This window comes from Pseudomonas granadensis (assembly GCF_900105485.1).
GTDB lineage: Bacteria > Pseudomonadota > Gammaproteobacteria > Pseudomonadales > Pseudomonadaceae > Aquipseudomonas > Aquipseudomonas granadensis.
In genome coordinates this window covers 3,227,012-3,250,712 of the sequence record NZ_LT629778.1, presented here as the reverse complement: position 1 = coordinate 3,250,712, position 23,701 = coordinate 3,227,012, and the positions used below count along the sequence as shown (strand labels likewise).

General features: G+C 60.2%; 23 protein-coding genes. 12 read left to right on the top strand and 11 right to left on the bottom strand.

Going from position 1 to position 23,701, the window contains the following annotated elements:
- Nucleotides 1-153: 153 nt before the first annotated feature.
- Nucleotides 154-834 (bottom strand): SOS response-associated peptidase family protein, encoded by a 681-nt coding sequence (locus BLU52_RS14240; RefSeq protein ID WP_090284182.1) that lies wholly within the window; start codon nucleotides 832-834, stop codon nucleotides 154-156.
- A gap of 219 nt (nucleotides 835-1,053) precedes the next feature.
- Here BLU52_RS14240 and BLU52_RS14235 point away from each other — a divergent pair, with 219 nt between their 5' ends.
- Together BLU52_RS14235 and BLU52_RS14230 are read left to right on the top strand one after the other, a co-directional pair.
- Nucleotides 1,054-1,953 (top strand): polysaccharide deacetylase family protein, encoded by a 900-nt coding sequence (locus BLU52_RS14235; RefSeq protein ID WP_090288569.1) that lies wholly within the window; start codon nucleotides 1,054-1,056, stop codon nucleotides 1,951-1,953.
- A 96-nt stretch (nucleotides 1,954-2,049) separates the two neighbouring features.
- Nucleotides 2,050-2,292 (top strand): DUF1652 domain-containing protein, encoded by a 243-nt coding sequence (locus tag BLU52_RS14230; protein WP_090284180.1) that lies wholly within the window; start codon nucleotides 2,050-2,052, stop codon nucleotides 2,290-2,292.
- A 3-nt stretch (nucleotides 2,293-2,295) separates the two neighbouring features.
- Here BLU52_RS14230 and BLU52_RS14225 read toward each other — a convergent pair whose 3' ends face one another.
- Nucleotides 2,296-2,658 carry an NUDIX hydrolase gene (locus BLU52_RS14225; protein ID WP_090284179.1) on the bottom strand — a complete coding sequence of 121 codons (363 nt, stop codon included), beginning with the start codon at nucleotides 2,656-2,658 and terminating at the stop codon, nucleotides 2,296-2,298.
- Nucleotides 2,659-2,881: 223 nt separating this feature from the next.
- On the opposite strand from BLU52_RS14225, the gene BLU52_RS14220 reads away from it, so the two are divergent.
- Nucleotides 2,882-3,079 (top strand): DUF2188 domain-containing protein, encoded by a 198-nt coding sequence (locus BLU52_RS14220; RefSeq protein ID WP_090284177.1) that lies wholly within the window; start codon nucleotides 2,882-2,884, stop codon nucleotides 3,077-3,079.
- Between the two features lie 68 nt (nucleotides 3,080-3,147).
- Here the strand turns inward: BLU52_RS14220 and BLU52_RS14215 are convergent, their stop codons facing one another.
- Complete coding sequence (locus BLU52_RS14215) at nucleotides 3,148-3,387, bottom strand: hypothetical protein (protein WP_090288567.1); 240 nt, start codon at nucleotides 3,385-3,387, stop codon at nucleotides 3,148-3,150.
- Nucleotides 3,388-3,568: 181 nt separating this feature from the next.
- Between BLU52_RS14215 and BLU52_RS14210 the strand changes: the two genes are divergently transcribed.
- Nucleotides 3,569-3,904: a hypothetical protein gene (locus tag BLU52_RS14210; protein WP_090284175.1), complete on the top strand. Its 336-nt coding sequence runs from the start codon at nucleotides 3,569-3,571 to the stop codon at nucleotides 3,902-3,904.
- 107 nt (nucleotides 3,905-4,011) lie between these two features.
- The gene (locus BLU52_RS14205) at nucleotides 4,012-4,656 is read left to right on the top strand and encodes a DUF6338 family protein (RefSeq protein WP_090284174.1); all 645 of its coding nucleotides are present in this window, start codon (nucleotides 4,012-4,014) and stop codon (nucleotides 4,654-4,656) included.
- A gap of 102 nt (nucleotides 4,657-4,758) precedes the next feature.
- On the opposite strand, the gene BLU52_RS14200 is transcribed toward BLU52_RS14205, so the two are convergent.
- On the bottom strand, nucleotides 4,759-5,658 hold the full coding sequence (locus BLU52_RS14200) for a LysR substrate-binding domain-containing protein (RefSeq protein WP_090284172.1): 900 nt from the start codon (nucleotides 5,656-5,658) through the stop codon (nucleotides 4,759-4,761).
- Between the two features lie 120 nt (nucleotides 5,659-5,778).
- On the opposite strand from BLU52_RS14200, the gene BLU52_RS14195 reads away from it, so the two are divergent.
- Together BLU52_RS14195 and BLU52_RS14190 are read left to right on the top strand one after the other, a co-directional pair.
- Nucleotides 5,779-7,146: an MFS transporter gene (locus BLU52_RS14195; RefSeq protein WP_090284170.1), complete on the top strand. Its 1,368-nt coding sequence runs from the start codon at nucleotides 5,779-5,781 to the stop codon at nucleotides 7,144-7,146.
- A 30-nt stretch (nucleotides 7,147-7,176) separates the two neighbouring features.
- Nucleotides 7,177-8,451 (top strand): glucarate dehydratase family protein, encoded by a 1,275-nt coding sequence (locus tag BLU52_RS14190; protein ID WP_090284168.1) that lies wholly within the window; start codon nucleotides 7,177-7,179, stop codon nucleotides 8,449-8,451.
- Nucleotides 8,452-8,545: 94 nt separating this feature from the next.
- On the opposite strand, the gene BLU52_RS14185 is transcribed toward BLU52_RS14190, so the two are convergent.
- Entirely contained in the window at nucleotides 8,546-9,430 is an 885-nt protein-coding gene (locus tag BLU52_RS14185; RefSeq protein ID WP_090284166.1) for a LysR substrate-binding domain-containing protein, read from the bottom strand.
- Nucleotides 9,431-9,588: 158 nt separating this feature from the next.
- Between BLU52_RS14185 and ydiJ the strand changes: the two genes are divergently transcribed.
- Nucleotides 9,589-12,615: a D-2-hydroxyglutarate dehydrogenase YdiJ gene (gene ydiJ / locus BLU52_RS14180; protein ID WP_090284164.1), complete on the top strand. Its 3,027-nt coding sequence runs from the start codon at nucleotides 9,589-9,591 to the stop codon at nucleotides 12,613-12,615.
- Here the strand turns inward: ydiJ and BLU52_RS14175 are convergent.
- Nucleotides 12,548-13,234, bottom strand: coding sequence for a paraquat-inducible protein A (locus BLU52_RS14175; RefSeq protein WP_090284162.1), 687 nt, complete (start codon nucleotides 13,232-13,234; stop codon nucleotides 12,548-12,550). The genes ydiJ and BLU52_RS14175 overlap by 68 nt on opposite strands.
- Nucleotides 13,231-13,827 (bottom strand): paraquat-inducible protein A, encoded by a 597-nt coding sequence (locus BLU52_RS14170; RefSeq protein WP_090284160.1) that lies wholly within the window; start codon nucleotides 13,825-13,827, stop codon nucleotides 13,231-13,233. The genes BLU52_RS14175 and BLU52_RS14170 overlap by 4 nt, the downstream gene beginning before the upstream one ends.
- A 218-nt stretch (nucleotides 13,828-14,045) precedes the next feature.
- Between BLU52_RS14170 and BLU52_RS14165 the strand changes: the two genes are divergently transcribed.
- Nucleotides 14,046-15,215, top strand: a complete 1,170-nt coding sequence (locus tag BLU52_RS14165) for a DUF1624 domain-containing protein (protein ID WP_090284159.1) — start codon at nucleotides 14,046-14,048, stop codon at nucleotides 15,213-15,215.
- Between the two features lie 555 nt (nucleotides 15,216-15,770).
- Here the strand turns inward: BLU52_RS14165 and BLU52_RS14160 are convergent.
- Nucleotides 15,771-17,162, bottom strand: a complete 1,392-nt coding sequence (locus tag BLU52_RS14160) for an aldehyde dehydrogenase family protein (protein WP_090284158.1) — start codon at nucleotides 17,160-17,162, stop codon at nucleotides 15,771-15,773.
- Between the two features lie 103 nt (nucleotides 17,163-17,265).
- On the opposite strand from BLU52_RS14160, the gene ptrR reads away from it, so the two are divergent.
- On the top strand, nucleotides 17,266-18,144 hold the full coding sequence (ptrR, locus tag BLU52_RS14155) for a putrescine utilization regulator PtrR (protein ID WP_090288565.1): 879 nt from the start codon (nucleotides 17,266-17,268) through the stop codon (nucleotides 18,142-18,144).
- Between the two features lie 35 nt (nucleotides 18,145-18,179).
- Here ptrR and BLU52_RS14150 read toward each other — a convergent pair whose 3' ends face one another.
- Entirely contained in the window at nucleotides 18,180-18,806 is a 627-nt protein-coding gene (locus BLU52_RS14150; protein ID WP_090284156.1) for an isochorismatase family cysteine hydrolase, read from the bottom strand.
- A gap of 99 nt (nucleotides 18,807-18,905) precedes the next feature.
- On the opposite strand from BLU52_RS14150, the gene BLU52_RS14145 reads away from it, so the two are divergent.
- Nucleotides 18,906-19,403, top strand: coding sequence for a winged helix-turn-helix transcriptional regulator (locus BLU52_RS14145; protein ID WP_090284154.1), 498 nt, complete (start codon nucleotides 18,906-18,908; stop codon nucleotides 19,401-19,403).
- A 777-nt stretch (nucleotides 19,404-20,180) separates the two neighbouring features.
- Here BLU52_RS14145 and BLU52_RS14140 read toward each other — a convergent pair.
- Both BLU52_RS14140 and BLU52_RS14135 read right to left on the bottom strand, forming a co-directional pair.
- Nucleotides 20,181-20,804 carry a glutathione S-transferase family protein gene (locus BLU52_RS14140; protein ID WP_090284152.1) on the bottom strand — a complete coding sequence of 208 codons (624 nt, stop codon included), beginning with the start codon at nucleotides 20,802-20,804 and terminating at the stop codon, nucleotides 20,181-20,183.
- Between the two features lie 98 nt (nucleotides 20,805-20,902).
- Entirely contained in the window at nucleotides 20,903-21,721 is an 819-nt protein-coding gene (locus tag BLU52_RS14135) for an alpha/beta fold hydrolase (RefSeq protein ID WP_090284150.1), read from the bottom strand.
- A 221-nt stretch (nucleotides 21,722-21,942) separates the two neighbouring features.
- Between BLU52_RS14135 and BLU52_RS14130 the strand changes: the two genes are divergently transcribed.
- Nucleotides 21,943-23,649, top strand: a complete 1,707-nt coding sequence (locus tag BLU52_RS14130; RefSeq protein ID WP_090284148.1) for a ShlB/FhaC/HecB family hemolysin secretion/activation protein — start codon at nucleotides 21,943-21,945, stop codon at nucleotides 23,647-23,649.
- The last annotated feature ends 52 nt before the right edge of the window (nucleotides 23,650-23,701 follow it).

Below are 23,701 nucleotides of genomic sequence, written 5' to 3'. Positions count from 1 at the left end.
TAGCTGTAGTGCAGCGAAATGTATGTACGATGGTCGGGTTGTCGGACAAGCGGTTGGTCTGTTTGCGTATCGGTTACATTTGCACTGTTTCACGTGTGAAACAGCCGTTGTAACGACGCCGAGTCAATGGTTCGCTCAAAGGGCGTTCGCCTCTCATTCAACCGGCTGAATCAATTCAGCATTCTGGTTACGGACGTTTCCAACGGCTCTTGCGACTTTGTGCCACTCGAACGACTCGCTGCTTTCACCTTCGAACAGCAACATCTGCTCGGCGCGCTCAATGGAGGTCGCCGGATCGAGCCACTCGCGTGCCAGTTTCGGGCACAAAACCACCGGCCGACGATCATGAACGTCCAGTAAGCCGCCCACCGCTTCGGCAGTAATGATCACAAAACCATCGTCGTCTCGAGCCGCGCTTTCGGCTGTGGGAAATTGTCCGATGGCGGCACAGAAAACCGGGCTCTGGTCTGCACGATGAATCAGCCACGGCTGTCGGGTCTTTTCCCCCGTATCGACCCATTCGAACCAGTTGTCGACGGGGACAATCAAGCGATGGCGCCAGATTGCGCGGAAAAACGCACCATGGGCGACTTTTTCCACGCGCGCATTGATTGGCGCGGGGCGATCCCTGGCCCAATGCGGCCGCCAGCCCCAGCGCAGATTGTCGGCTTGAAGATGTGGGCCGTGTTGATGAAGCACCGCCAACGCGGTGGTCGGCGCCGCGTTGTAGCGAGCCAGCGCTGCATCGCCGACGTGATTGATCAAGGCGTCGGGAATGCTCAGTGCGGCGACGAAATCGTGAATGCCGCGGTATTGCGAGAGTCTTCCGCACATGGGCTGAATCTCCGGTTGGACATTTCAGCTTAGTCGCTGACGTCCCCAGTGGAGATCACCACGTCGAATCGCACGTTAAACAACCGAGGTAATGAGCGCCGGAACCAAAGCCTGTGTACCCTATCCAACCTCCGCTCGCGAAGGGCGATGCACGGATGGAAAGGGCGAGGGAAGTTGCCAAACGACAACATGAAGGCAGCGGTCGCGCTCAAGGCAAACATGACATCCGGATTCAAGCTTTTTACTGCTGCGCTCATGGTGCTCGGTCTGGCCGGTTGTATCGCCGCACCGATAGAAATGACCACGCAAACCGAAACGCGGCTGCGGGGCCAGGCGCCGGTGCGGTTTCTACTGACCTTTGACGACGGCCCCAGTGCTTCGAGCTTGTGGAACCCGACGGCGATGGTCCTCGACGGCCTCAAGGACAATCCGCTGCAAGCGAATATCAAAGCGGTGTTCTTCGTGCAGACCCGGGCGCCGCGAGCGGGCAACAGCGAGATCGGCCGCAACCTCATGCGAAGAGAACACGACGAGGGGCACATCCTCGGATTTCACACGGCGACCCATTGGCACACCAACCATCGTTCACTCGACCCACAACAACTGGAAGCGTCGCTAAGTAACGGCACGGCCGATATCGCTGCCATCACCGGGGCGCCGCCGAAATTGCTGCGTCCGCCATTCTGGAATTACGACAAACGCACCTTCGCCGCGTATCAGCAGCACGGTTTGCAGGTGTTGCTGACGGATCTCAGCGCCAACGATGGCAAGATCTGGGGCTTCAATGCCAGCCCACGCCGGCGCGCCAATCTGTTGCGGCAGTTATCCGAGGTGCGTGAGCGTATCGCCGTGGGGGCGTTGCCGACGGTGGATGGAGTGATACCGGTGGTGGTGACCTTTCATGACCTCAATCGCTACACCGCGCGGCATACCCGCGAATATCTGCAGATCCTGCTCGACAGCGCCGCCGCTACGGGCGTGAAGCTGGACCGCAAGCCTTTCTATGATGATCACGAAGCGCTGCAAAAAGCGGCACTGGCGCGCACCGTTGAAAAAAGTTCTGAGCCGGTGAGTCTGCCGGGGATGTGGAACTGGATCTGGGACCATGACTCGCATTGATTTGTGAGCCAGTAGACATTTGCGCGACAACGCATAGCAAATGCTGATCTATGCTCTACCGATTGAACGGCCCCATCGCCTGCGAGGCGTGCCACCATGCTTGCTCTTGACGACATCTGCCGCATCGTTGAATCAGGCTTTCCCGGGTTTGAATGCGAATGCACACCCGCATCGCATGGGCTGTTCCAGATCAAGGTCAATCGGCCGGAAAACGGCCAGGTCGAGCTGCTGCTTACTGGCGTATCGCCGGAACATCTCGTCACGATCCGCGACGTATCAAATTTCATCGGTGAACTGCGCACGGAGATGAGCGCCGGGCGCCGCGCGTTTGCCGGTTGAGCCTTATAGACGCCGTTGGAACGCTTCAACAATGCGCAGCGTCGCTTCATTGGTATTCAAATGGCGCACCGCATCGAGTGGATGCCAGATGCAATCGATGATTTCGTTTTGCGGCCGCACTTGCTCCAGGTCGGCTACTGACGCTTCGTAGACGTGATGTCGGGTGCTACCGCTCTGCATTTCCATCAGATACAACACGTCATCGGCGTTCAGCCCGGTTTCTTCCTGCAATTCACGCACGGCCGCCTGCGCACGGGTTTCCCCGGGCTCGACTTTGCCACCGGGCAATGTCCAGTGGCTGCGCGGTTTGCGGACCAGGAGGATGTGGCGATCCTGTTCGCATATAACGGTTGCACGTACTTTCATCTGTTACCTGTTTACGGCTTGTCACGTAATTGTCATCAAACTGCAATATTTGAGCCGCGGCCTCGAATAAAGGTTTCAATAAGATTTGAGCGGGCGTGGGGGCGAAAAGTGCAAGGTTTCTGAGGGCCAGACCTGGCGACATCCGGTCGGCAAATCCAGTGAGTCAGGGTGTAAGGTAAGCCGGTGAAGCTTGAACTGACCGTAAGCAACTATGGAGGTGTCCATGAGCATGCCGATGTTGAACAAGATGCACATGAACGGCTATGACGTGCTTAGCGTGAACAATGGGCCCTGGCGGGTCTGTACCCAGGGTGACCGGCTGGCATCGTTTGCCAGCAAAGAGGAGGCGCTGGCTTACGCCGCAGCACTGCCTGGCTACAAAAAACGCTCGGAGCGGGCGAAAAGTCACACAACCCACTGATTAGCCATAACAACAGCCCCGGCATTTTTGCCGGGGCCGTTTATTGTGCGGGCAGGGCCGGGCGCCCCTCAGTGCACCTTGATCCGGCTGATGGCACGCGCTTTCACTTCTTTGGCATAGAGTTGCAAACGCTCCTCGTCGCTTTGCAGTACCTCACAAGACCTCAGTACCGCTTGCGCGTCCGCTTCGTTGCCCGATTTGCGCAGTTGGTCGGCGATACGTTTCAAGTCGACGGCCGACCATCTCAAGTCCGATGCGACGCTTTGCAGGTCGCGCTGAAGTTCGTGTTCATATTCATTGAGCCGCATCATCTCCAGAACATTCTCGGTAGAAAAGAGTAGTCGCATTTTTCGCCGATGGGCAAAGCACGTTCGTCTGTCTGTGCAGCTTGTGAAAAGTTGTGCAGATTGCGCCACGGGCGGCGTGCCACGATGGATGTACACCCCGGTTACGCGTTACATTCGCTTTTTTTCAGATCAGGAAAATACCATGCGGATATGGATCGGGGGTTTGGCGTTGGCCCTGTTGGCGGGTTGCTCGTTGCCGAGGTCACTCGTGCCGGGTGAGCCGAATGTCAGCAAGACCAGCGACAAGGCCCCCAAAGACTATGCCGCGTGTGTATTACCGTTGTGGCAGCGGGATGTGGCGAAGACCTCGCAAACCTCGATTTCCAACGGCTACCGCATCACCGCCCCGAGCGTCATCACCGCGGATGAGATCCTCGACATCGTCAAATACAAGGACGGCAGCCGCGTCTCGTTGTACCAGGGGCCGCCCTGGGCCAAGTCCGGAGCTTTGCGCCAATCGGTGCGTGATTGCCTGTAACCGTCGACGGCGTGAAACGCCCGGTGACAGTTGTACGCGAACGGTTTGCCAGCGTGCGCTAGGCTTTCGAATGTCGGTCGGCAAGACCTCGAAGGGAGCCTCGGATCATGGATGATCTGGTCAAAGAAGTCATACCGTTGCTGCAGTATCTGATTCCCGGGTTTCTATCCGCATGGATTTTCTATTCGCTCACGGCGTTCAAGCGGCCTGATACGTTCGGGCAGATTGTGCAGGCGTTGATCTTTACGTTTGTGGTTCAGGGAGCGGTGTTGGCTGTCAGGTCGTTGTGTTTGTGGATTGGCTCAAAAGGTTTGTCCATTGGGCAATGGGACGCAAGGGCAGAAACAGCGTGGGCAAGCGCTTTTTCGCTGATGCTCGGACTTCTCGCGTGTTATCTGGCCACCGGCGATAAATTGCACGCGTGGTTACGCAAGAGAAACGTCACGAAACAATCTTCTTACCCTAGCGAGTGGTTCTGCGCCTTTGCGCAATATGAGCGTTTCATTACCTTGCACTTGAACGATGAAAGGCGCGTCCTGGGCTGGCCGGTGGAGTGGCCAAGAGAATCAGTCAGCGGTCACTTCGTGATGCAATACCCTCGCTGGCTCAACGATGATGGCCAACCGGCCTCTTATGGTGCTGAGTTTTTGTTGATAGATTCCGCGAACGTCAAATGGGTTGAATTCAGCCCTACATCAGAGGGATCCGCATGCCGACTGCCAGAGCACCACAACCCATGCCAAAACATTTAGAGCGCCTCTTCGTCGGGCCGGATGGAAAAATGCTGGAGGTGCCATTGATCAAGGGGCCGAGCGCGCCGCCTCCGCTCAAGCGCCGGCCGGCAAGATAGATCACTATCCCCAACCTTGCACCACAGCCCGGCGAATCGCTTCCAGCAGCATCGCAAACGCCGGGTTGTCATTGTTCTCCCGCCAGATCAGGTGCAGTTCGCTCTGCACCCCTTCGCCCAGATCAATATCGCGAAACACCACGTTCTTGAACACCACGCTGGTCGCGCAACGCGGTACCAGCGCCAGGCCCATGCCGGCGTTGACCAACGCCAGAATCGTCAGCGATGAACCCAGCCACTGCACATAGTCCGGTGCGACCCGCGCCGAGCGCAGCATGCCGGTCAGCAGTTCGTTGAACGGTGGATAGGCGGCGTGGGAGTACATCAGAAACGGTTGTTGGTCCAGATCGCTCACCAGCACTTCGGCGGCGGTTGCCAACGGATGCGCACTCGGCACGGCCAGCACAAACGGCTCGCGGACCAGGCATTCGGTGGCGTAGCCCGGCTCCAGCAGCGGCGCGCGGGCGATGCCCAGGTCGATGCGTCGCGCGCGCAGGGCTTCGTGTTGCTGATAGGTGTTCATCTCGCTCAGATCGATTTTCACCTGCGGCTGTTTCAGCCTTGCCTCGGCGATCACCTTGGGCAAAAACTCATACACCGCGCTGCCGACGAAACTGATGTTTACCGAACCAATATCACCCTCGGCAAAACGCCGCGCGGTAATTGCTGCCTGCTGGGCGCGCTCGAGCAAATTCTGCGCTTCGATGAAAAATGCGCGCCCGGCGGCAGTCAGCGCAACGCTGCGGGTGCTGCGGGTAAACAACTCCACGCCAAGATGATGCTCAAGCAGCTGGATCTGCCGGCTCAATGGCGGTTGGGTCATGTTCAGCCGTTCGGCGGCGCGGCGAAAATTCAGTTCGGTAGCGACAGTGGTGAAGCAGCGTAGTTGGGTCAGTTCGAACATTGATCTAATCCGGGTATCAATCGAATGCCAAGTTAGATTAGACGGGATCAATACGTGGCGTCCATGATCGATCCATCGCTTCACGCCATTCCTAAAAACAACAAGATCGGGAGTCGCCCCTTGAAAACCCTGCAGAGTCCAGCGGACGTCACGGTGCTCGCCCGCGCCGCCGCCAAGGTAAAGCGCCACGTGCTGCCGCTGTTCGTGGTGATGTTCATCGTCAACTACATCGATCGGGTCAACATCGGCTTTGTTCGCAGTCATCTGGAAACCGATCTGGGTATCGGGGCTGCGGCCTATGGTCTGGGTGCCGGGCTGTTCTTCATCGGCTACGCATTGTTCGAAGTACCTTCCAACATGCTGCTGCAGCGATACGGCGCACGGGTATGGCTGACGCGGATCATGTTCACCTGGGGCGCGGCCGCCATGGCTATGGCGTTCGTGCGCGGTGAAACCAGCTTCTATGTGCTGCGCTTCATTCTCGGCGCGGCCGAGGCGGGGTTCTTTCCGGGGATCATTTATTACTTCACGCAATGGCTGCCAGCCTCCGAACGTGGCAAGACCATGGCAGTATTTCTCAGCGGCTCGGCGATTGCCTCGGTGATCTCCGGCCCGGTGTCCGGTGCGTTGCTGCACATCAGTGGCCTGGGCTTGCACGGCTGGCAGTGGATGTTTCTGATCGAGGGCGCCGCGTCGGTGGTGCTGTGCGCGTTCGTCTGGTTCTGGCTGCAATCGCATCCGCGTCAGGCCAAGTGGCTGAGCGAAGACGAGCGTGAAGCGCTGGTCGCAGCGATTGCCGAAGAGCAGCGTGCCCGCGAAGCGGTGCAGGTGAGCAAGCCGTCAATGTTCAAGCTGCTGGCGGATCGGCAGATCGCGCTGTTCTGCTTCATTTACTTCTCGATTGCCCTGACCATTTACGGCGCGACGTTCTGGCTGCCGAGCATGATCAAGAAGATGGGCAATCTCGGCGACTTCCAGGTCGGTCTGCTCAATTCGATTCCGTGGATCATTTCGATTGTCGCCATGTACGGGTTCGCCGCGATGGCCGGCAAATGGAAATTCCAGCAGGCGTGGGTCGCTCTGACCCTGGTGATCGCCGCCATCGGCATGTTCATGTCGACCATCGGCGGCCCGGTCTTCGCCTTCGTTGCCATCTGCTTTGCGGCGATTGGCTTCAAAGCCGCATCGGCGCTCTTCTGGCCGATCCCGCAGAGCTATCTCGATGCGCGCATCGCGGCGGCGGTGATCGCGCTGATCAATTCCATCGGCAATCTCGGCGGCTTCGTTGCGCCGACGGCGTTCGGCATTCTCGAGCAAACCACCGGCTCGATCGAGGGCGGACTGTATGGCCTGGCGGCGACTTCGCTGATCGCTGCGGTGGTGATTTTCTTCGCCCGTACGGCGCCGGGCGCCAAAGACAAAACCCCGGCAAAGCCCGCTGACGAAACCGCCGTCGTCGCGACGGCCAGCCCGGCCGCGAGCCACTGAATCGATTGTTGATCTGTCAGGAGCATCATCTTGAAAATCACCCGTGTCACGGTCACCCCGATTGCCTTTCGTGATCCGCCGCTGCTCAACGCCAGTGGCATCCACGAACCTTATGCCCTGCGCTCGATCATCGAGATCGAAAGCGACAACGGCTACATCGGCCTGGGCGAAAGTTATGGCGACGCCCCGGCGCTGGCGATCCAGCAACAAGTGCAGGCGCAACTGATCGGCCTCGACCCGTTCAACCTCAACCAGTTGCGTGCGATCGTGCAAGCGACGGTGGCGGCGCATAAGCCTGTCAGTCTGGCCGGAGCCGAGCTGGCGCCGGGTTCCCACGCCAGCAAAGCGGTGAGCAACGCGTACTCGGCATTCGAAGTGGCGTTTCTCGATCTTCAGGCGCACTACCTGAACGTACCGCTGGTGGACTTGCTCGGCGGCGCAATCCGCGAAGAAGTGCCTTTCAGCGCCTACCTGTTTTTCAAATACGCGCAGCACGTCGATTCGCCTTACAAACCGGATGACTGGGGCGAAGCGCTCAGCGAACAACAAATCGTCGCGCAAGCGGCGCGGATGATCGAGGCGTACGGTTTCAAGAGCATCAAGCTCAAGGCCGGTACGCTGCCGCCGGAGCACGAAGTGGCCTGCATCAAGGCGCTGAAAAAGGCCTTCCCCGGCTATCCGCTGCGCATCGATCCAAATGGCAACTGGTCACTGCAAACCTCGATTCGCATGGCTGAATTGCTCGGTGATGATCTGCAATATTACGAAGACCCGACGCCGGGTCTCGACGGTATGGCGGAACTGCACAAGCGCACCGGCCTGCCGCTGGCGACCAATATGGTGGTCACCGATTTCGACGAGTTTCGCCGCAGCGTCGCGCAGAACAGCGTGCAGATCGTGCTCGCCGACCACCACTATTGGGGCGGCCTGCGTGACACCCAGACCCTGGCGAAAATGTGCGAGGTGTTCGGCCTCGGTGTGTCGATGCATTCCAACTCGCACCTGGGTATCAGCCTGATGGCCATGGCGCATGTCGCGGCGGCCGTGCCGAATCTGGATTACGCCTGCGACACTCATTACCCATGGCAGGAGCCGGACGAGGAGGTGATCAAGGGCGGCAAGCTGCCGATTGTCGATGGTTGCGTGAAGATCAGCCGCGCGCCGGGGCTCGGGCTCGAGCTGGATCATGAGCAGTTGGGCAAGCTGCATGATCAATACCTGACGTGCGGGATTCGCCAGCGCGACGATGTGCGGCAGATGCAGCGGTACAAGCCGGACTGGAGGGCGGTCAAGCCGAGGTTTTGAGGCGTCTGCGGCGACGCCATCGCGAGCAGGCTCACTCCTGCATTTGGAAAGCGTTCCCTGTAGGCGTGAGCCTGCTCGCGATTGGCGTCCTCAGTCACAACGTTTTTATCAGCCAGTCCCGAAACGCCGTCAGCGACGGCAACTTCTCATTACGCGGCGGATACACCAGATAGTAGCTGCGCCGACTGGTGATCGGCTCGCCCAGTTGCAGCAGCTCGCCATTCGTTAATTCATCCTCGACCAGAATCCGCGGCACCAGTCCCACACCAATATTGGCCCGTACCGCTTGAATCAGGTGCGAGGTCATTTCAAAGCTCGGCCCGATGCGCATGCTGCGATGGGGCAAGCCGCGCTGGCTGAACCATTCCGCCCATGCCTGAGCGTTGCTGCTGACGTTGAGCAGCAGTTGCCCGGCGATGTGCCGTTCGGCGTCGTCGTGCTCGACGGCGGACAATTGCGCGCTGGCGATCACCACCAGTTCTTCGGTATGCAGGGGCAGGGCGGTCAGCCCCGGCCAGTCGCCGCCACCGACGCAGATCGCCGCGTCGATTTCGCTGGTATCAAAATCGATCGCTTCGATGCGTGAATGCAGATGCACGGTCATGCCAGGATGCGCGGTGTAGAAATCCTTGAGGCGCGGCAGCAACCATTTCGAGCCGAAGGTCGGCAGCGTCGCCAGGCGCAGGCTATGAATGCCCGACCCGAATGCCATCGCCTGCAGCGTAGCGCTGCGTATCTGCCCGAGCGCTTCGGCCAGCTCCCGCTGATACAGGCGCCCGACGTCGGTCAGCACCACTTGCCGGCCTTCGCGATTGAACAGGCGCATGCCGAGCATTTTTTCCAGAATCTGAACCTGACGGCTGACCGCACTTTGGGTCAGCGACAGTTCGTGGGCGGCGCGGGTGTAACTTTCGTGGCGGGCGGCGGCCTCGAAAGCCAGCAATAACGACATGGACGGCGTGAGTGTGCGCGGATTCATTCGCAAAAGTCATCGATAGCGGGTCGAATTTACGGTTGTCCCTGAGTCGTTCAGCAATGAACATGGGCACCCTGAGATGGCGGAGCCTGACGCAATCATTCGTTGCGTACAACTGTTCAGCGCCACACGGCCCGTTTTTGACCGAGATCCCTTGACCGATGATTGCCCAGCTGTCGCCCGCAAGCACCCTCACTGCCGATTATCAGGCGTTCCTCAACGCCCTCAAGGCCAGCGGCTTTCGCGGTGAAATCAGCGCCGATTACGCCAGTCGCGTGGTACTGGCCACCGATAACTCGATCTATCAGCGTCTGCCCCAAGCGGCGGTGTTCCCGATGGATACCGACGATGTCGCGCGGGTGGCGAAGCTGATCGCCGAGCCGGCACATCAGCACGTGGTGATCACGCCACGCGGCGGCGGCACCGGCACCAATGGCCAGTCGCTGACGGACGGCATCGTCGTCGACCTGTCGCGGCACATGAACCGCATTCTCGAAATCAACGTCCAGCAGCGCTGGGTGCGGGTGCAGGCCGGGGTCGTCAAGGATCAGCTCAACGCCGCACTGAAATCCTCCGGGCTGTTTTTCGCCCCGGAGCTGTCGACGTCCAACCGTGCCACCGTCGGCGGCATGATCAACACCGATGCCAGCGGCCAGGGCAGTTGCACCTACGGCAAGACCCGCGACCATGTACTGGAACTCGACATGATTTTGCGTGGCGGCGAGCGCTTGCACGCTCAGCCGCTGGAGGAAAGCGAGCTGCAGACGCTGTGCGCGCGTGATGACCGGGTCGGTGAAGTCTATCGCTGCGCGCGGCAGATCATCGATGAGCAGGGCGAACTGATCAAACAGCGCTTTCCCGATCTGAACCGCTGTCTGACCGGTTACGACCTCGCGCACCTGCGTGAGGCGGATGGCCGTTTCAACCTCAACAGCGTTTTGTGCGGCGCCGAAGGTTCGCTTGGGTTTGTCGTCGAGGCGCGGCTGAATGTGCTACCGATTCCCAAGCACACGATGCTGGTGAACATCCGCTACGCCGGTTTCATGGACGCGCTGCGCGATGCGCGCGCGTTGATGGCGCTCAAGCCGCTGTCGATCGAAACCGTGGACTCGAAAGTGTTGCTGCTGGCGATGCAGGACATTGTCTGGCACGGCGTTGCCGAGTATTTCCCGGCCAGCGCCGAGCGGCCGACGTTGGGTATCAATCTGGTCGAATTCTGCGGTGACGATCCGGATGAATTGCAAGCTCGCGTCGCTGCGTTTGTCGAGCATTTGAGCACAGACCGCACCGTCGAGCGCTTGGGCCACACGCTGGCGGTCGGTCGCGCGGCGGTGAACAAGGTCTATGGCATGCGTAAACGCGCGGTGGGTCTGCTTGGCAACGTCGCCGGCGAAGCGCGGCCGCAGCCGTTTGTTGAGGACACCGCGGTGCCACCGCAGCACTTGGCCGAGTACATCGCCGAGCTGCGCGATCTGCTCGACAGCCACGGCTTGCAGTACGGCATGTTCGGCCACGTCGATGCCGGCGTGCTGCACGTGCGGCCGATTCTCGACATGAAAGACCCGCAGCAAGCGGCACTGGTGCGCCCGGTATCGGACGGCGTTGCCGCGCTGACTCAGCGTTACGGCGGGCTGCTCTGGGGCGAGCACGGCAAAGGCCTGCGCTCGGAATACGCGCCGGCGTTTTTCGGCGAGTTGTACCCGGCACTGCAAGCGCTGAAGGCCGCGTTTGACCCGTTCAATCAGTTCAACCCCGGCAAGATCGCCACGCCGGCCAACACCGATGCGGCCTTGCTGAAAATCGATGAAGTGACCCTGCGCGGCGAACTTGATCGACAGATCGACGAGAAGGTCTGGCAGGACTACGGCGCGGCGATGCATTGCAACGGCAACGGCGCCTGCTACAACTTCGATCCCGATGACGCCATGTGCCCGTCGTGGAAAGCCACCCGCGAGCGCGCACAATCGCCCAAGGGCCGCGCCTCGTTGATCCGCGAGTGGCTGCGGTTGCAGGGTGAGGCGGGTGTCGACGTGTTGTCCGGGGCGATTCGCCGACCGGCGTTTTTTGCGACGTTATGGCAGCGCTGGCGCAACACGCGGGCGCAGTCGGCGGATTTTTCCCATGAAGTCTATGACGCCATGGCCGGTTGTCTGGCGTGCAAATCCTGCGCGGGGCAATGCCCGGTCAAGGTCAACGTGCCGGATTTTCGTTCGCGTTTTCTTGAGCTGTACCACACGCGGTATCTGCGTCCGGCGCGGGATTATCTGATTGCTTCGCTGGAGTACAGCATTCCGTACATGGCGCGAATTCCGGCGCTGTACAACGGCTTGATGGGTGCGACGTGGGTGCGCGGAGTGCTCGAGCGAGTCGGTGGCATGGTCGATGTGCCGTTGCTCAGCCGTTTCGATTTTCACGCCGCGATGCGCCGCTGGCAGGTGCAGCCGGCAACCGCTGCGACGCTGTCGGCGCTGACACTGGCGCAGCGTGAACGCAGCGTGGTGATCGTGCAGGACGCGTTCACCCGCTATTTCGAAGCGCCGCTGCTGGCGGATCTGGTCGAATTGATTTCGCGCCTGGGCTATCAGGTTTACCTGGCGCCCTTCAGCGCCAACGGCAAACCGTTGCATGTGCAGGGCTTTCTTTCGGCGTTCAACCGTGCGGCGCTGCGCAATGCGCGGCAGTTGCGTGAATTGGCGGATGTCGGCGTGCCGTTGCTGGGCCTCGACCCGGCGATGACGCTGGTGTATCGCCAGGAATATCTCAAGGTTCCCGGCCTGCAGGATTGCCCGGAAGTTCAACTGGTACAGGAATGGTTGCTCAAGGTGATGCCCGAGCAGGTGCCGCCGCACAGCGAAGCAAAATTCCGTCTGCTCGCCCATTGCACCGAGAAAACCAATGCGCCCGCTGCGACCCGCCAATGGGAGCAGGTGTTCGAGCGTGCCGGATTGAAACTGACAACCCAGGCCACCGGCTGCTGCGGCATGTCCGGCACTTACGGCCACGAGGCGCGCAATCGTCAGACCTCGGCGCTGATTTACGAGCAGTCCTGGGCGCGCCAGGTCGACGCATCGGCGGAGCAGGGCGAAGCGCTGGCGACCGGCTATTCGTGCCGCAGCCAGGTCAAGCGCCAGTCGGATCAGGCGTTGCGTCATCCGTTACAGGTGCTGCTGGCGGCTCAGCGTCGCTGACGCTGTCGTCGGTGTCCTTGTCCCAGATCAGGCGCGGATCGAAGCTCATCGCCGCGAGCATGGTAAACACCACGACCAGGCCGAAAAACAGAATGCCCGGTCGTGGCTCGATGTCGCCCAGCGTCTGGAATTTCACCAGCGCGGCGACCAGCGCCACCACCAGCACATCGAGCATCGACCAATAACCGATCAGCTCGACGAAACGGTACAGCTTCGAGCGCTCCTTGCGCGCCCAGGCGCTGTCGCGCTGCACGGTGATCAGCAGCAAGGTCAGGGCGACGAACTTGATCCCCGGCACGGCAATACTGGCGATGAAAATGATCAGGGCAATGTCCCAGGCACCGGCTTCCCAGAACTCCAGCACGCCGCTCATGATCGTGCTGTCGGCGCCGCTGCCGAGCATCAGCGTGTTCATCACCGGCAGCAGATTGGCCGGCACGTAAAATGCCAGCGCGGCGAGCATGTACGCCCAGGTGCGCGTCAGCGAATGGGTCTTGCGTCGGTGCAGTGGCGCATCGCAGCGCGGGCAATAATGCGGTTCGTCGCGCATATCGCAGGCCAGGCCGCAACTGTGGCACAGGCACAGGTTGAGCTCGGCGGCGGTCGGTGGACGCTTCATAAAATATCCCACAGTTCACGGATGTCGCGCCCGGCAATGCGGATCATCATCAGGCTCAGCGCCGCCAGAGCGAACAGGCCAATGCCCGGCAGCACATCGAGCAGCCCGGCGAGTTTGAACACCGCGACCATTGCACCCAGCAGGCACACCTCAAGCATGCTCCACGGACGCAAGGTTTCCAGCCAGCGCATCGACAGCTTGAAGCCTGGTGCCCGTCGCGACGTCAGGGCAAAGCCCAGCACCCAGATCAGCAACACCAATTGAAAGGCCGGGGCGATGATGATCGCGATCGCCGCAACCATGGCGATGAAGGTGATCGGCCCCTGACTCAGTGCCAGCACCGAATCCCACAGCGTGGCGCTGTTCTTCAGGCCTTTGAGGCTGATGCTCATCACCGGGTAGAAATTGGCGAACAGCCACAGCATCGCGGCCGTGAAGGTCAGTGCCAGGCGCTGTTCGATGGTCAGGCCGTTGTAGCGCTGCAAGACGCCGCCGCAGCGTACGCAGAGAGTTTTCTGGTGTTTGGCGAGGACGACTTTTTGATAAACGCAGTCGCAGTGCTCGCAGATGATCAGGCGTTCGGTGTTGACCATGGACCACGCTCGGCAATCAGCCGCAAGGGCAGGGGAGACTTGATCACTATAGAAGTCTGAGGCGATTGGGCAAATGCAACGGGGCATGCGATGGATAATTCCTGAGAATCACTCTCGATCGTGTTTGGATGTTGCGTTTTTAATGTTATAAGGTAACGCAGTTTTTCAGGCGGCCAGTCGCTCCCGCCTGGTGTCTTTCCTTCGAGTGTGAAATATCCATGACGATTGCGCTGTCCCGTTCTGCTCCGGTTACGTCCGGCCGACTGTTGTCCATCGATGCGCTCAGGGGGCTGGTGATCCTGTTCATGTTGCTCGACCACGTGCGTGAAACCTTCCTGCTGCACCGTCAGGTTGGCGATCCGATGGACATTGCCAGCACTGAGCCGGCGCTGTTCTTCAGTCGCACCCTGGCGCATCTGTGCGCCCCGGTGTTCGTGCTGCTGACCGGGTTGTCGGCGTGGCTGTTCGGGGAGAAATATGCCGGCAAGGCGGATGTCAGCGCGTTTCTGTTCAAGCGCGGGTTGTTTCTGGTGGTGCTGGAATTCACCTTGGTCAACTTTGCCTGGACGTTCCAGCTGCCGCCAAGCGTAATTTATCTGCAAGTGATCTGGGCGATCGGCTTGAGCATGATCGCCTTGTCGGCACTGGTCTGGCTGCCGCGCGCGCTATTGCTGACGTTGAGTGTGCTGATCATCGCCGGTCACAACCTGCTCGACGGCGTGCATTTCCCGCTGGAATCGGCGCTGCATGTGCCTTGGGCGATCCTGCATGATCGTGGCTGGATCGACGTCAACGATAGCTTGCGTCTGCGCACCTCCTATCCGTTGTTGCCGTGGATCGGTGTGATCGGTCTGGGCTACGCCTTGGGGCCGTGGTTTGCCCGCGGCGTCGACGCCGTTGTGCGGCAACGGCGCCTGCTGATCGCCGGTAGCGCAGGGCTGCTTGGTTTTGTCGCGCTGCGGCTGCTCAACGGTTACGGGGAAAAGCCATGGGCCGCAGGCGACACGCTGGTGCAAACGTTGATGAGCTTTTTCAACATCACCAAGTACCCGCCGTCGCTGCTGTTTATTGCATTGACAGTGAGTATCGGCTTGTTGCTGCTATTGGCGTTCGAACGCGTGCAGGAGCGGCGCTGGATTCGCTGGCTGACCGTGTTCGGTTCGGCACCGATGTTTTTCTATCTGCTGCACTTGTACGTGTTGAAAGTGCTGTACCTGATTGGCGTAGCGCTGTTCGGGCTGAATCAGGGCAGCTATTTTGGTTTTTCGTCGGTGGCGGCAATCTGGCTGGCCGCAATCATTCTGGCAATTGCACTGTTCCCGGCCGTGCGCTGGTTTTCGGACTTGAAGGCGCGCCGTCGGGATCTGGCCTGGTTGAAGTATTTGTAAGCACTGACCGCCGCCATCGCCAGCAGGCTGGCTCCCACAGTGTTTTGTGTTGTGTCCACAAGAGCTGAAACGCAGTACCTGTAGGAGCGAGCCTGCTCGCGATAGCGGTTAACCAGCCAAAGTTGATTCGGCTGATCCGCCGCCATCGCCAGCAGGCTGGCTCCCACAGTGTTTTATGTTGTGTCCACAAGAGCTGAAACACAGTACCTGTAGGAGTGAGCCTGCTCGCGATAGCGGTTAACCAGTCAAAGTTGATTCGACTGACCCGCCGCCATCGCCAGCAGGCTGGCTCCCACAGTGTTTTGTGTTGTGTCCACAAGAGCTGAAACGCAGTACCTGTAGGAGTGAGCCTGCTCGCGATAGCGGTTAACCAGTCAAAGTTGATTCGACTGACCCGCCGCCATCGCCAGCAGACTGGCTCCCACAGTGTTTTATGTTGTGTCCACAAGAGCTGAAACGCAGTACCTGTAGGAGTGAGCCTGCTCGCGATAGCGGTCTGTCAGCCAAAACATTTCAACTGATCAGCTGCAAATCGCCAGCAGGTTGGTTACAGGGTTATTTACGATCCAGCCACACAGTCTGCGCGTTGCAGAACTCGCGGACGCCGAAGTGTGAAAGCTCGCGGCCGAAACCGCTTTTCTTCACGCCGCCGAAGGTCACGCGCGGGTCGCTGGCGGAGTAGCCGTTGATGAACACGCCGCCGGTGTCCAGTTCGCTGGTCAGTTGCTGAGCGAGTGGCACGTTGGCGGTGTAGATCGTCGCGGTCAGGCCGAATTCGCTGTCGTTGGCCAGCGCTACGGCGTGCGCGCAGTCGCGGGCGGTGATGATCGAGGCAACCGGGCCGAACAGCTCCTGTTTGAATGAGGTCATGCGGTCGGTGACGTTCGACAGTACGGTAGGCACGTAATAATTGCCCGGGCCTGCCGCTTTACCGCCGCCGAGCAGCAGCGTCGCGCCTTCTTCGAGGGTGTCGCGTACTTGCTGGTCGAGTTCATCGCGCAGGTCGAAACGCGCCATCGGGCCGATGTAAGTGTCGGCGGCCAATGGATCGCCGACCCTCAACTGACGTGTGGCTTCGACGAATTTACGCGTGAACTCCTCGACCACGCCTTCCTCGATGATCAGACGCTTGGCCGCCGCACAGACCTGACCGGAGTTCTGATAGCGACCGATCACGGCAGCCTGCACGGCTTCATCGATGTCAGCGTCATTGAGCACGATGAACGGGTCGGAGCCGCCCAGTTCCAGCACGCATTTTTTCAGGGCAGCACCGGCCTGAGCACCGATGGCCATACCAGCGCGGACGCTACCGGTCAGCGTGACCGCAGCAATGCGCGGGTCGGCGATGGCGGTCGATACGCCTTCTGGCGTGACGTTGATCACTTCAAACACACCCTCGGCGAAACCGGCGCGGGTGAACGCGTCGCGCAGCAGGTAGGCGCTGCCCATCACGTTCGGCGCATGCTTGAGCACATAAGTGTTGCCAGCGATCAGCGCCGGCACGGCGCCGCGCAGCACTTGCCAGATCGGGAAGTTCCACGGCATCACCGCCAGAATCGGCCCGAGTGGACGGTATTCGATACGGGCCTTGCCGCCCTCGACCTGAGTCGGTTCGGCGTCGAGCATGGCCGGGCCGTGTTCGGCGTACCACTCGCAGAGCTTGGCGCATTTTTCGATTTCACCACGGGCCTGAGCAATCGGCTTGCCCATCTCGAGGGTGATCATGGTCGCCATGGCGTCGGCGGTGTCGCGCAGCGAGCCGGCGAGGGCAGTCAGCAAGCGAGAGCGATCCTGCAACGGCTTGCGCTTCCACTTACCGAAGCCGTAAGCGGCGCGGGTCAGCGCAGCATCAAGGGCGACAGCGGATTCGAAGGCGTAGTGGCCGATCTGCTCACCGGTGGCTGGGTTGATCGAAATGGCGTGGGTCTGGCTGGAAATCTGGCTCATGGCGTCGTCCTGCGTGTTCAGTGGATGGGCCTAGAGTAGGGTGGCGTTTGTTTTCTGGAAACTGAATAATAAAGATCGTTTCTTTCACGATTGGAGAATGCCTGTGGATCTGGTGCAACTGGAAATCTTCAAAGCCGTCGCCGAGCACGGCAGCATCAGCGCCGCAGCCGCGCAAATTCATCGCGTGCCGTCGAACCTGACCACGCGGATCAAGCAACTGGAGCAAGACCTGGGCGTCGATCTGTTTATCCGCGAGAAAAGCCGTTTGCGCCTGTCACCGGCCGGGTGGAGTTTTCTCGAGTACGCGCGGCGGATTCTCGATCTCGTGCAGGAGGCGCGGGCAACGGTGGCGGGTGAAGAACCGCAGGGTGCGTTTCCCCTGGGATCGCTGGAAAGCACGGCGGCGGTGCGCATTCCCGAACTGCTGGCGGCGTATAACCAACTGCATCCAAAAGTCGATCTGGACCTGTCGACCGGTCCATCGGGGACCATGATCGACGGCGTGCTGGCCGGGCGCCTCGCGGCGGCGTTCGTCGATGGCCCGGTGCTGCATCCAACCCTGGAAGGCGTGCCGGCCTTCGAGGAAGAAATGGTCATCATCGCGCCGCTCAACCATGCGCCCGTCCAGCGTGCGGCAGATGTGAACGGCGAAAACATCTACGCCTTTCGTTCCAACTGCTCTTATCGCCATCACTTCGAAAAATGGTTCAGCACCGACGCCGCCGTGCCGGGCAAGATCTTCGAAATGGAGTCCTACCACGGCATGCTCGCCTGCGTCAGTGCCGGCGCCGGGTTGGCGCTGATGCCGCGCAAAATGCTGCAAAGCATGCCCGGCAGCGCAACCGTCAGCGTCTGGCCATTGACTGCGGATTTTCGTTACCTGACCACGTGGCTGGTCTGGCGTCGCGGCACGGTGTCGCGCAGCTTGAGCATGTTCGTGCGCTTGCTGGAAGAGCGTGGGGTGGTGCCGGCAGATGCCTGACCGCGGCTGCAACTCAGCCGCGGTCAGGCGTGGGCTTATTGCGACTCGAGGCTGGCGATCAACGCCTCGGTGTCGGTAATGACATGGGCGAAGGTCGGACCGTTGAGCTCGTGGGCGGCGTGCATCATCTCTTCTTTGAATGCGGCGGTCGCATCGCGGACCAGCGTGACGTGGTAGCCGAGTTCCGCTGCATAGCGGGCAGTGGCTTCGATGCAGGTATTGGCCAGCAGGCCGACAATGATGACGTGAGTGATGCCTTTCTGCTTCAGGCGAAAATCCAGGTCGGTGTTGGCAAAACCGCTTGAGCCCCAATGTTCCTGAACGACAATGTCGCCGTCCTGCGGGGTGAACTCCGGATGCCATTCACCACCCCATTCACCGCGGGCGAAATGATGCATGTGCATGATCTTGCACTGCGTAGGCGTGGGGTGATCCCAGCTTTCGTAATCGCCTTTTTCCCAACGATGATGCGGTACGATCACCACCGGAATGCGCAGGCTGCGCACCGCGCGGTCGAGTTTGCGCAGGTTGTCGAGCAGACCGTTCTGCTCGGCCATGGGTTTGAGCAAAGGGAAAACCTTGCCACCCTCGGAAAGGAAATCGTTGTACGGGTCGACCAAAAGATAGGCAGTGCGGTCCAGCGGGTAGAGAGGGTGTGACATGGCGGCTTGCTCCGGCAAAAGGAAAGAGCGGTGCGCAGGGCTTGTCCCGGCATCTTGTTGATATGATAATCATAGTAACTGAAGAAGAGGCAAGCCCCGATGGCTGAAAACCATAGCGCACCCGACACTCTGTGCCCGATTTCACGGGCCGAAAACATCGTCGGTGATCGCTGGACCGTGCTGGTTCTGCGCGAGTTGTTCATGGCCAACCATCGCTACGACGAGATCCAGGCGCAGACCGGTGGCACCCCACAGATGGTCGCCACGCGCCTCAAGTGCCTGGAGGCGGACGGACTGGTCGAGCGGCGTTTGTACAACGAACGGCCGAAACGCTACGAATATCACCTCACCGCGAAAGGCGAAGCCTTCTACCCAGTGATCCTGGCCTTGCGCGCCTGGGGCGAAACCTGGTGCAAAGCCCCCGAGGAAGAACTGGCGGTGGTCTTCACCCACAAACCCTGCAACCACCCCGCAGGCCTCGGGCCGGTGTGCGCGCATTGCGGCGAACCATTGCGCCGTGAAGATCTGATCAGCCAGCCGCAAGCGGCTTACGTCGCCGAACGCCAGGCACGGCGCGAGGCGTTCAAAAACAGATAGCCATGCAAACAACGACCCCTGCAGGAGCGAGACTGTTTGCCAAGGCGGAGTGTCAGTTGCAGTTGCTTTATCTGAACGCCGCTATCGCCAGCAGGCTGGCTCCCACAGTTTGGATTGGGTGGACCAGCAAAGAGAATGCTTGGCTGACGCGCTGCCATCGCTTGGGGGCAGAATCAAAAGCCCCTCACCCTAGCCCTCTCCCGAAGGGAGAGGGGACTGATCGGGGTGGATGTGAGAGGTACGCCGACTTGCGATACCGAGTCGTACTCCACATTCGAAGCCAACCCAAATCGGCTCCCTCTCCTAGGGGAGAGGGCTGGGGTGAGGGGCAGCCACACCACAAATCCCAAGCCGAACAACCGCTTCTAACCACTCAACAATGAGCGCCAGCTCGAGTGCTCTTGATCTTGATCTTGCCTAACCAGCGACATCGGAAGGCTGAGTGGAGGGATTGATCCGGGCGTGGGAGCGCAGCGACCGTCTGGCGCAGCCAGACACAGCGGAAGTAGGTGCAGCGAAGCAAACCGTAGCCGCTGCGCCCGGATCGATCCCGGAGCGAAGGGACCCGAGCCTGCGAGGGCCGTACGTAGGAGCAAAGCCTTTTGGTTCCTTTTTGGCGTTTGAAAAAGGGACTCGCCGTAAGGGCGAAACCGCCAGCCGCAGCACCCGCAGCAACGGATATGTCCCCAAACCAAAAAAGCTCACCGCCCGGAAGAAAGCCATCGCCAGCAGGCTGGCTCCCACAGATTCAAGAGCCTCGCGGCCAGATTCAAAGGCTCACGGCGTACCATTACGCCCATACAACCGATACCCCTCACGCAAACTCAACCGCTCGTAATAAGCGCTGACCGCAGGGAAATCAGGATGCGCCAGCGGCGTTTCGAACCAGCGATTCACCGACAGCCCGATCGGAATGTCCGCCAGAGAAAACGCCTCCCCGCTGACGTAACCCCCGGTCTTCTGCAACTGGCGATCAAGAATCTCCATGTTCCGCGCCCAGTCCCGACAACCGGCGGCCAGCGCAGCGCTGTCCTGGTAATCCGGGGACTTGCGCACCAGCGCCATCAGCGGATACGACCACGACCGGTTCAGCTCCGAAGCCTGCCAATCGATCCACTGATCAACTTGCGCCCGCGCCCGCGCTTCAACGGGATAAAGCGCCGCGCCGCCATAACGCGCCACCAGATAACGAATGATCGTGTTCGATTCCCACAGGGTGAAATCATCGTCCTGAATCACCGGCACCATTGCGCACGGATTGAGCGCGAGAAACTCCGCTGTATGCGTCGACTGAAACCCCGATCCCCAGTCTTCGCGCTCGAACGGAATGCCCAATTCGGCACACGTCCACAGCACTTTGCGCACGTTGATCGATGAAGCCCTTCCAAGTATCCGCAACATGGATTGTCCTTCCCGAGAGTCGATACAAGCCAATAAATAGCACAGCAGAAAAAAGAAGGCCCGCACACGGGCGGGCTCTTCTCGTTCATGTCGATTTATCAGCGTTGCAGGAACGCGAGCAAATCTTCATTCAACGCCTGTGCATGAGTCACGGCGAAACCGTGCGGCGCACCCGCGTAGACTTTCAGCTCGGCGCCCTTGATCTGCGCAGCGGCCTGTTTGCCGGTGGTTTCGAACGGTACGATCTGGTCACCGTCACCGTGGATTACCAGCGTCGGCACATCAACCTTGGTCATGTCCGGGCGGAAGTCGGTTTCCGAAAACGCGGTGACGCAATCCACCGTACCTTTCAAGGACGCCATCAGGGCGATGTTCAGGGTCTGCGTGAGCACCCCGTCGGAAACCGTCTGGCCTTGATTGGTGCCATAGAACGGCGCGGCAAAATCGGCGATGAACTGCGCGCGGTCCTTCAGCAGGCCAGCCTTGATCCCGTCGAACACGGACTTGTCGACGCCTTGGGCGAAGTCGGGCTTCTTGCCGAACAGCGGCGTCACCGCACCCAACAACACCAACCCCGCCACGCGCTCGCTGCCATGCCGGGCGATGTAACGGCTGACGTCACCGCCACCCATGGAGAAGCCGACGAGGGTCACGTCGCGCAGGTCCAGATGATTGATCAAATCGGCGATGTCATCGGCAAAAGTGTCGTAGTCGTAACCGGTCCACGGCTGATCAGAGCGGCCAAACCCGCGACGGTCAAAAGCGATGGTGCGGTAGCCGCGGCTGCTCAGGTATTCCATCTGGTATTCCCACATGTCGGCATCCAGTGGCCAGCCATGGCTGAACAGCACGGGTTTGCCGCTGCCCCAGTCCTTGTAATAGATCTCGGTGCCGTCTCGGGTCTTGAAGGTGCTCATGAAAACTCCTTGTGATCGTGTGTGGGTATGACTGAATGCCGAATGGGCAGCGTTCACTATCTGCCCAACAACGGTTTTGCACTTGTACGCAGGTGCTGGTTTTACCCGCGCAACATCGCCTCGAGCCCGACCAATGGTAGAACATAAGTTTGACGTCAAAATGATGGCCATCTAATATCGCGCCACTATTTTGATGTCGCTTTCGTCTCGAGGGATCGAACATGTCCTCACCCGCCCTCGTGGCGCGGTTGTGCGTAGCGTTGCTGTGCCTTTCTCCGCTTCATTTCGCCGTTGCTGCACCCACTCCCGGTGAAACCGACCTTATCCGCGACCGCCAGAATCGCCTGCTCGAAGAGCAGCAGCGCCGTCTCGAAGAACTCAAGGATTTGCCCGGCAAAGATCTCAAGCCAGCGCAACCGGCTACTCCCACCGATAGCCGCTGTTTCCCGATCGAGCACATCGAACTCAAAGGCGCAGACAGCCTGAGCGAGGGCGAAAAGACACGCCTGCTCAAGCCTTACATCGGCGCATGCCTCGGCGTGCCCCAGCTCAATGAGCTGCTCAAAGTCATCACCGATCACTACATCGAGAAGGGGCTGGTCACCAGCCGCGCCTATCTGCCGCAACAGGACCTGTCCAGCGGGCATCTGCAAGTGCTGGTGGTCGAAGGCCGGCTCGAAGGCATGAAGGGCACCGACAACAGTCGGCTCTCGGATCGTGAACTGTCCATGGCCTTTCCCGGCAAGACCGGTGAACTGGTCAACCTGCGCGAGATCGAGCAGATGGTCGATCAGCTCAATCGCCTGCCGTCCAATCAGGCAAAAATGGAGCTGGCCCCCGGGCAGAATGTCGGCGGTAGTGAGGTGCGCGTGACCAACACGCCGCAGAAGCCATGGCGCGCCGGGCTGTCGCGCAGCAACGACGGCCAGCGCAGCACCGGCGAACAGCAGTGGGGCACTTCGTTCGACTGGGACAGCCCGCTCGGCCTGGCCGATCAGTTGAGCTTGCGCGGCGGCCACGATGCGATGACTGACCATCAACACACCTCCAACAACGCCATGCTCTATTACAACCTGCCGTGGGGCTGGTGGACGTTCAGCTACACCTACAGCCAGAGCGAATACCGTTCGCAGATCGCCGCCAATGGCTACAACTTCAAGCAGACCGGCGACAGCGAAAACCATCAGCTGCGCGCCGAGCGGGTGATTCATCGCGATTCGGTCAGCAAGACTTCCCTCAGCGCCGGCCTGTCGTACCTGCGCACCAACAACTTTATCGAAGACAGCAAGCTCAAGCTGAGCAGCAACCGCATCAGCGAAGCGCAGTTCGGCTTCAACCACGGCCGCCGTATCGGCAGTGCGTTCGTCAACTTCGACGCGGGCATGCAAGAGGGCATCGGCGCCTTCGATGCGCAGGGCAGCCACGATCCGGGTCCCGGTGAACCCGAAGCGCGCTACCGCAAATACAGCGCAACCCTGAGCTACTTGCAGCCGTTCAAGCTGTGGGGCGAGTCGTTCAGCTTCAGCAGCCTGATGACCGGTCAGCGCAGCGAAGACGTGCTGTTCAGTTCGCAGCGCACCAGCCTCGGCGGATCGTCATCGATCCGTGGCTACAAGGACCAGTCGCTGTCCGGCGACAGCGGTGGCTACTGGCGCAACGATCTGCGCTGGAGCCGGCCGGTGAGCGCCGACTGGCTGCAACCGGTGTTCGCCGAGTACGGCGCCAGCCTCGGTTACGACCAGGGTGTGATCGCCAACGATCGCTACAACGGCGATCAGCACGGGCGCATGTCGAGCAACTCGCTGGAGCTGTTCGCCCGCGGCCAGCACGTCGCCGCCAGCGTGACCTTTGCCCATTCCCTGGAACGACCGGATGCGCTGCCCGAGCGCGAAGCACCGATCTATTTCCGCCTCGACTTTTTCATCTGATAACGACTTTTTAGAGAATCGCCCACATGGACGTTCGTCACCCCGTCTCGCT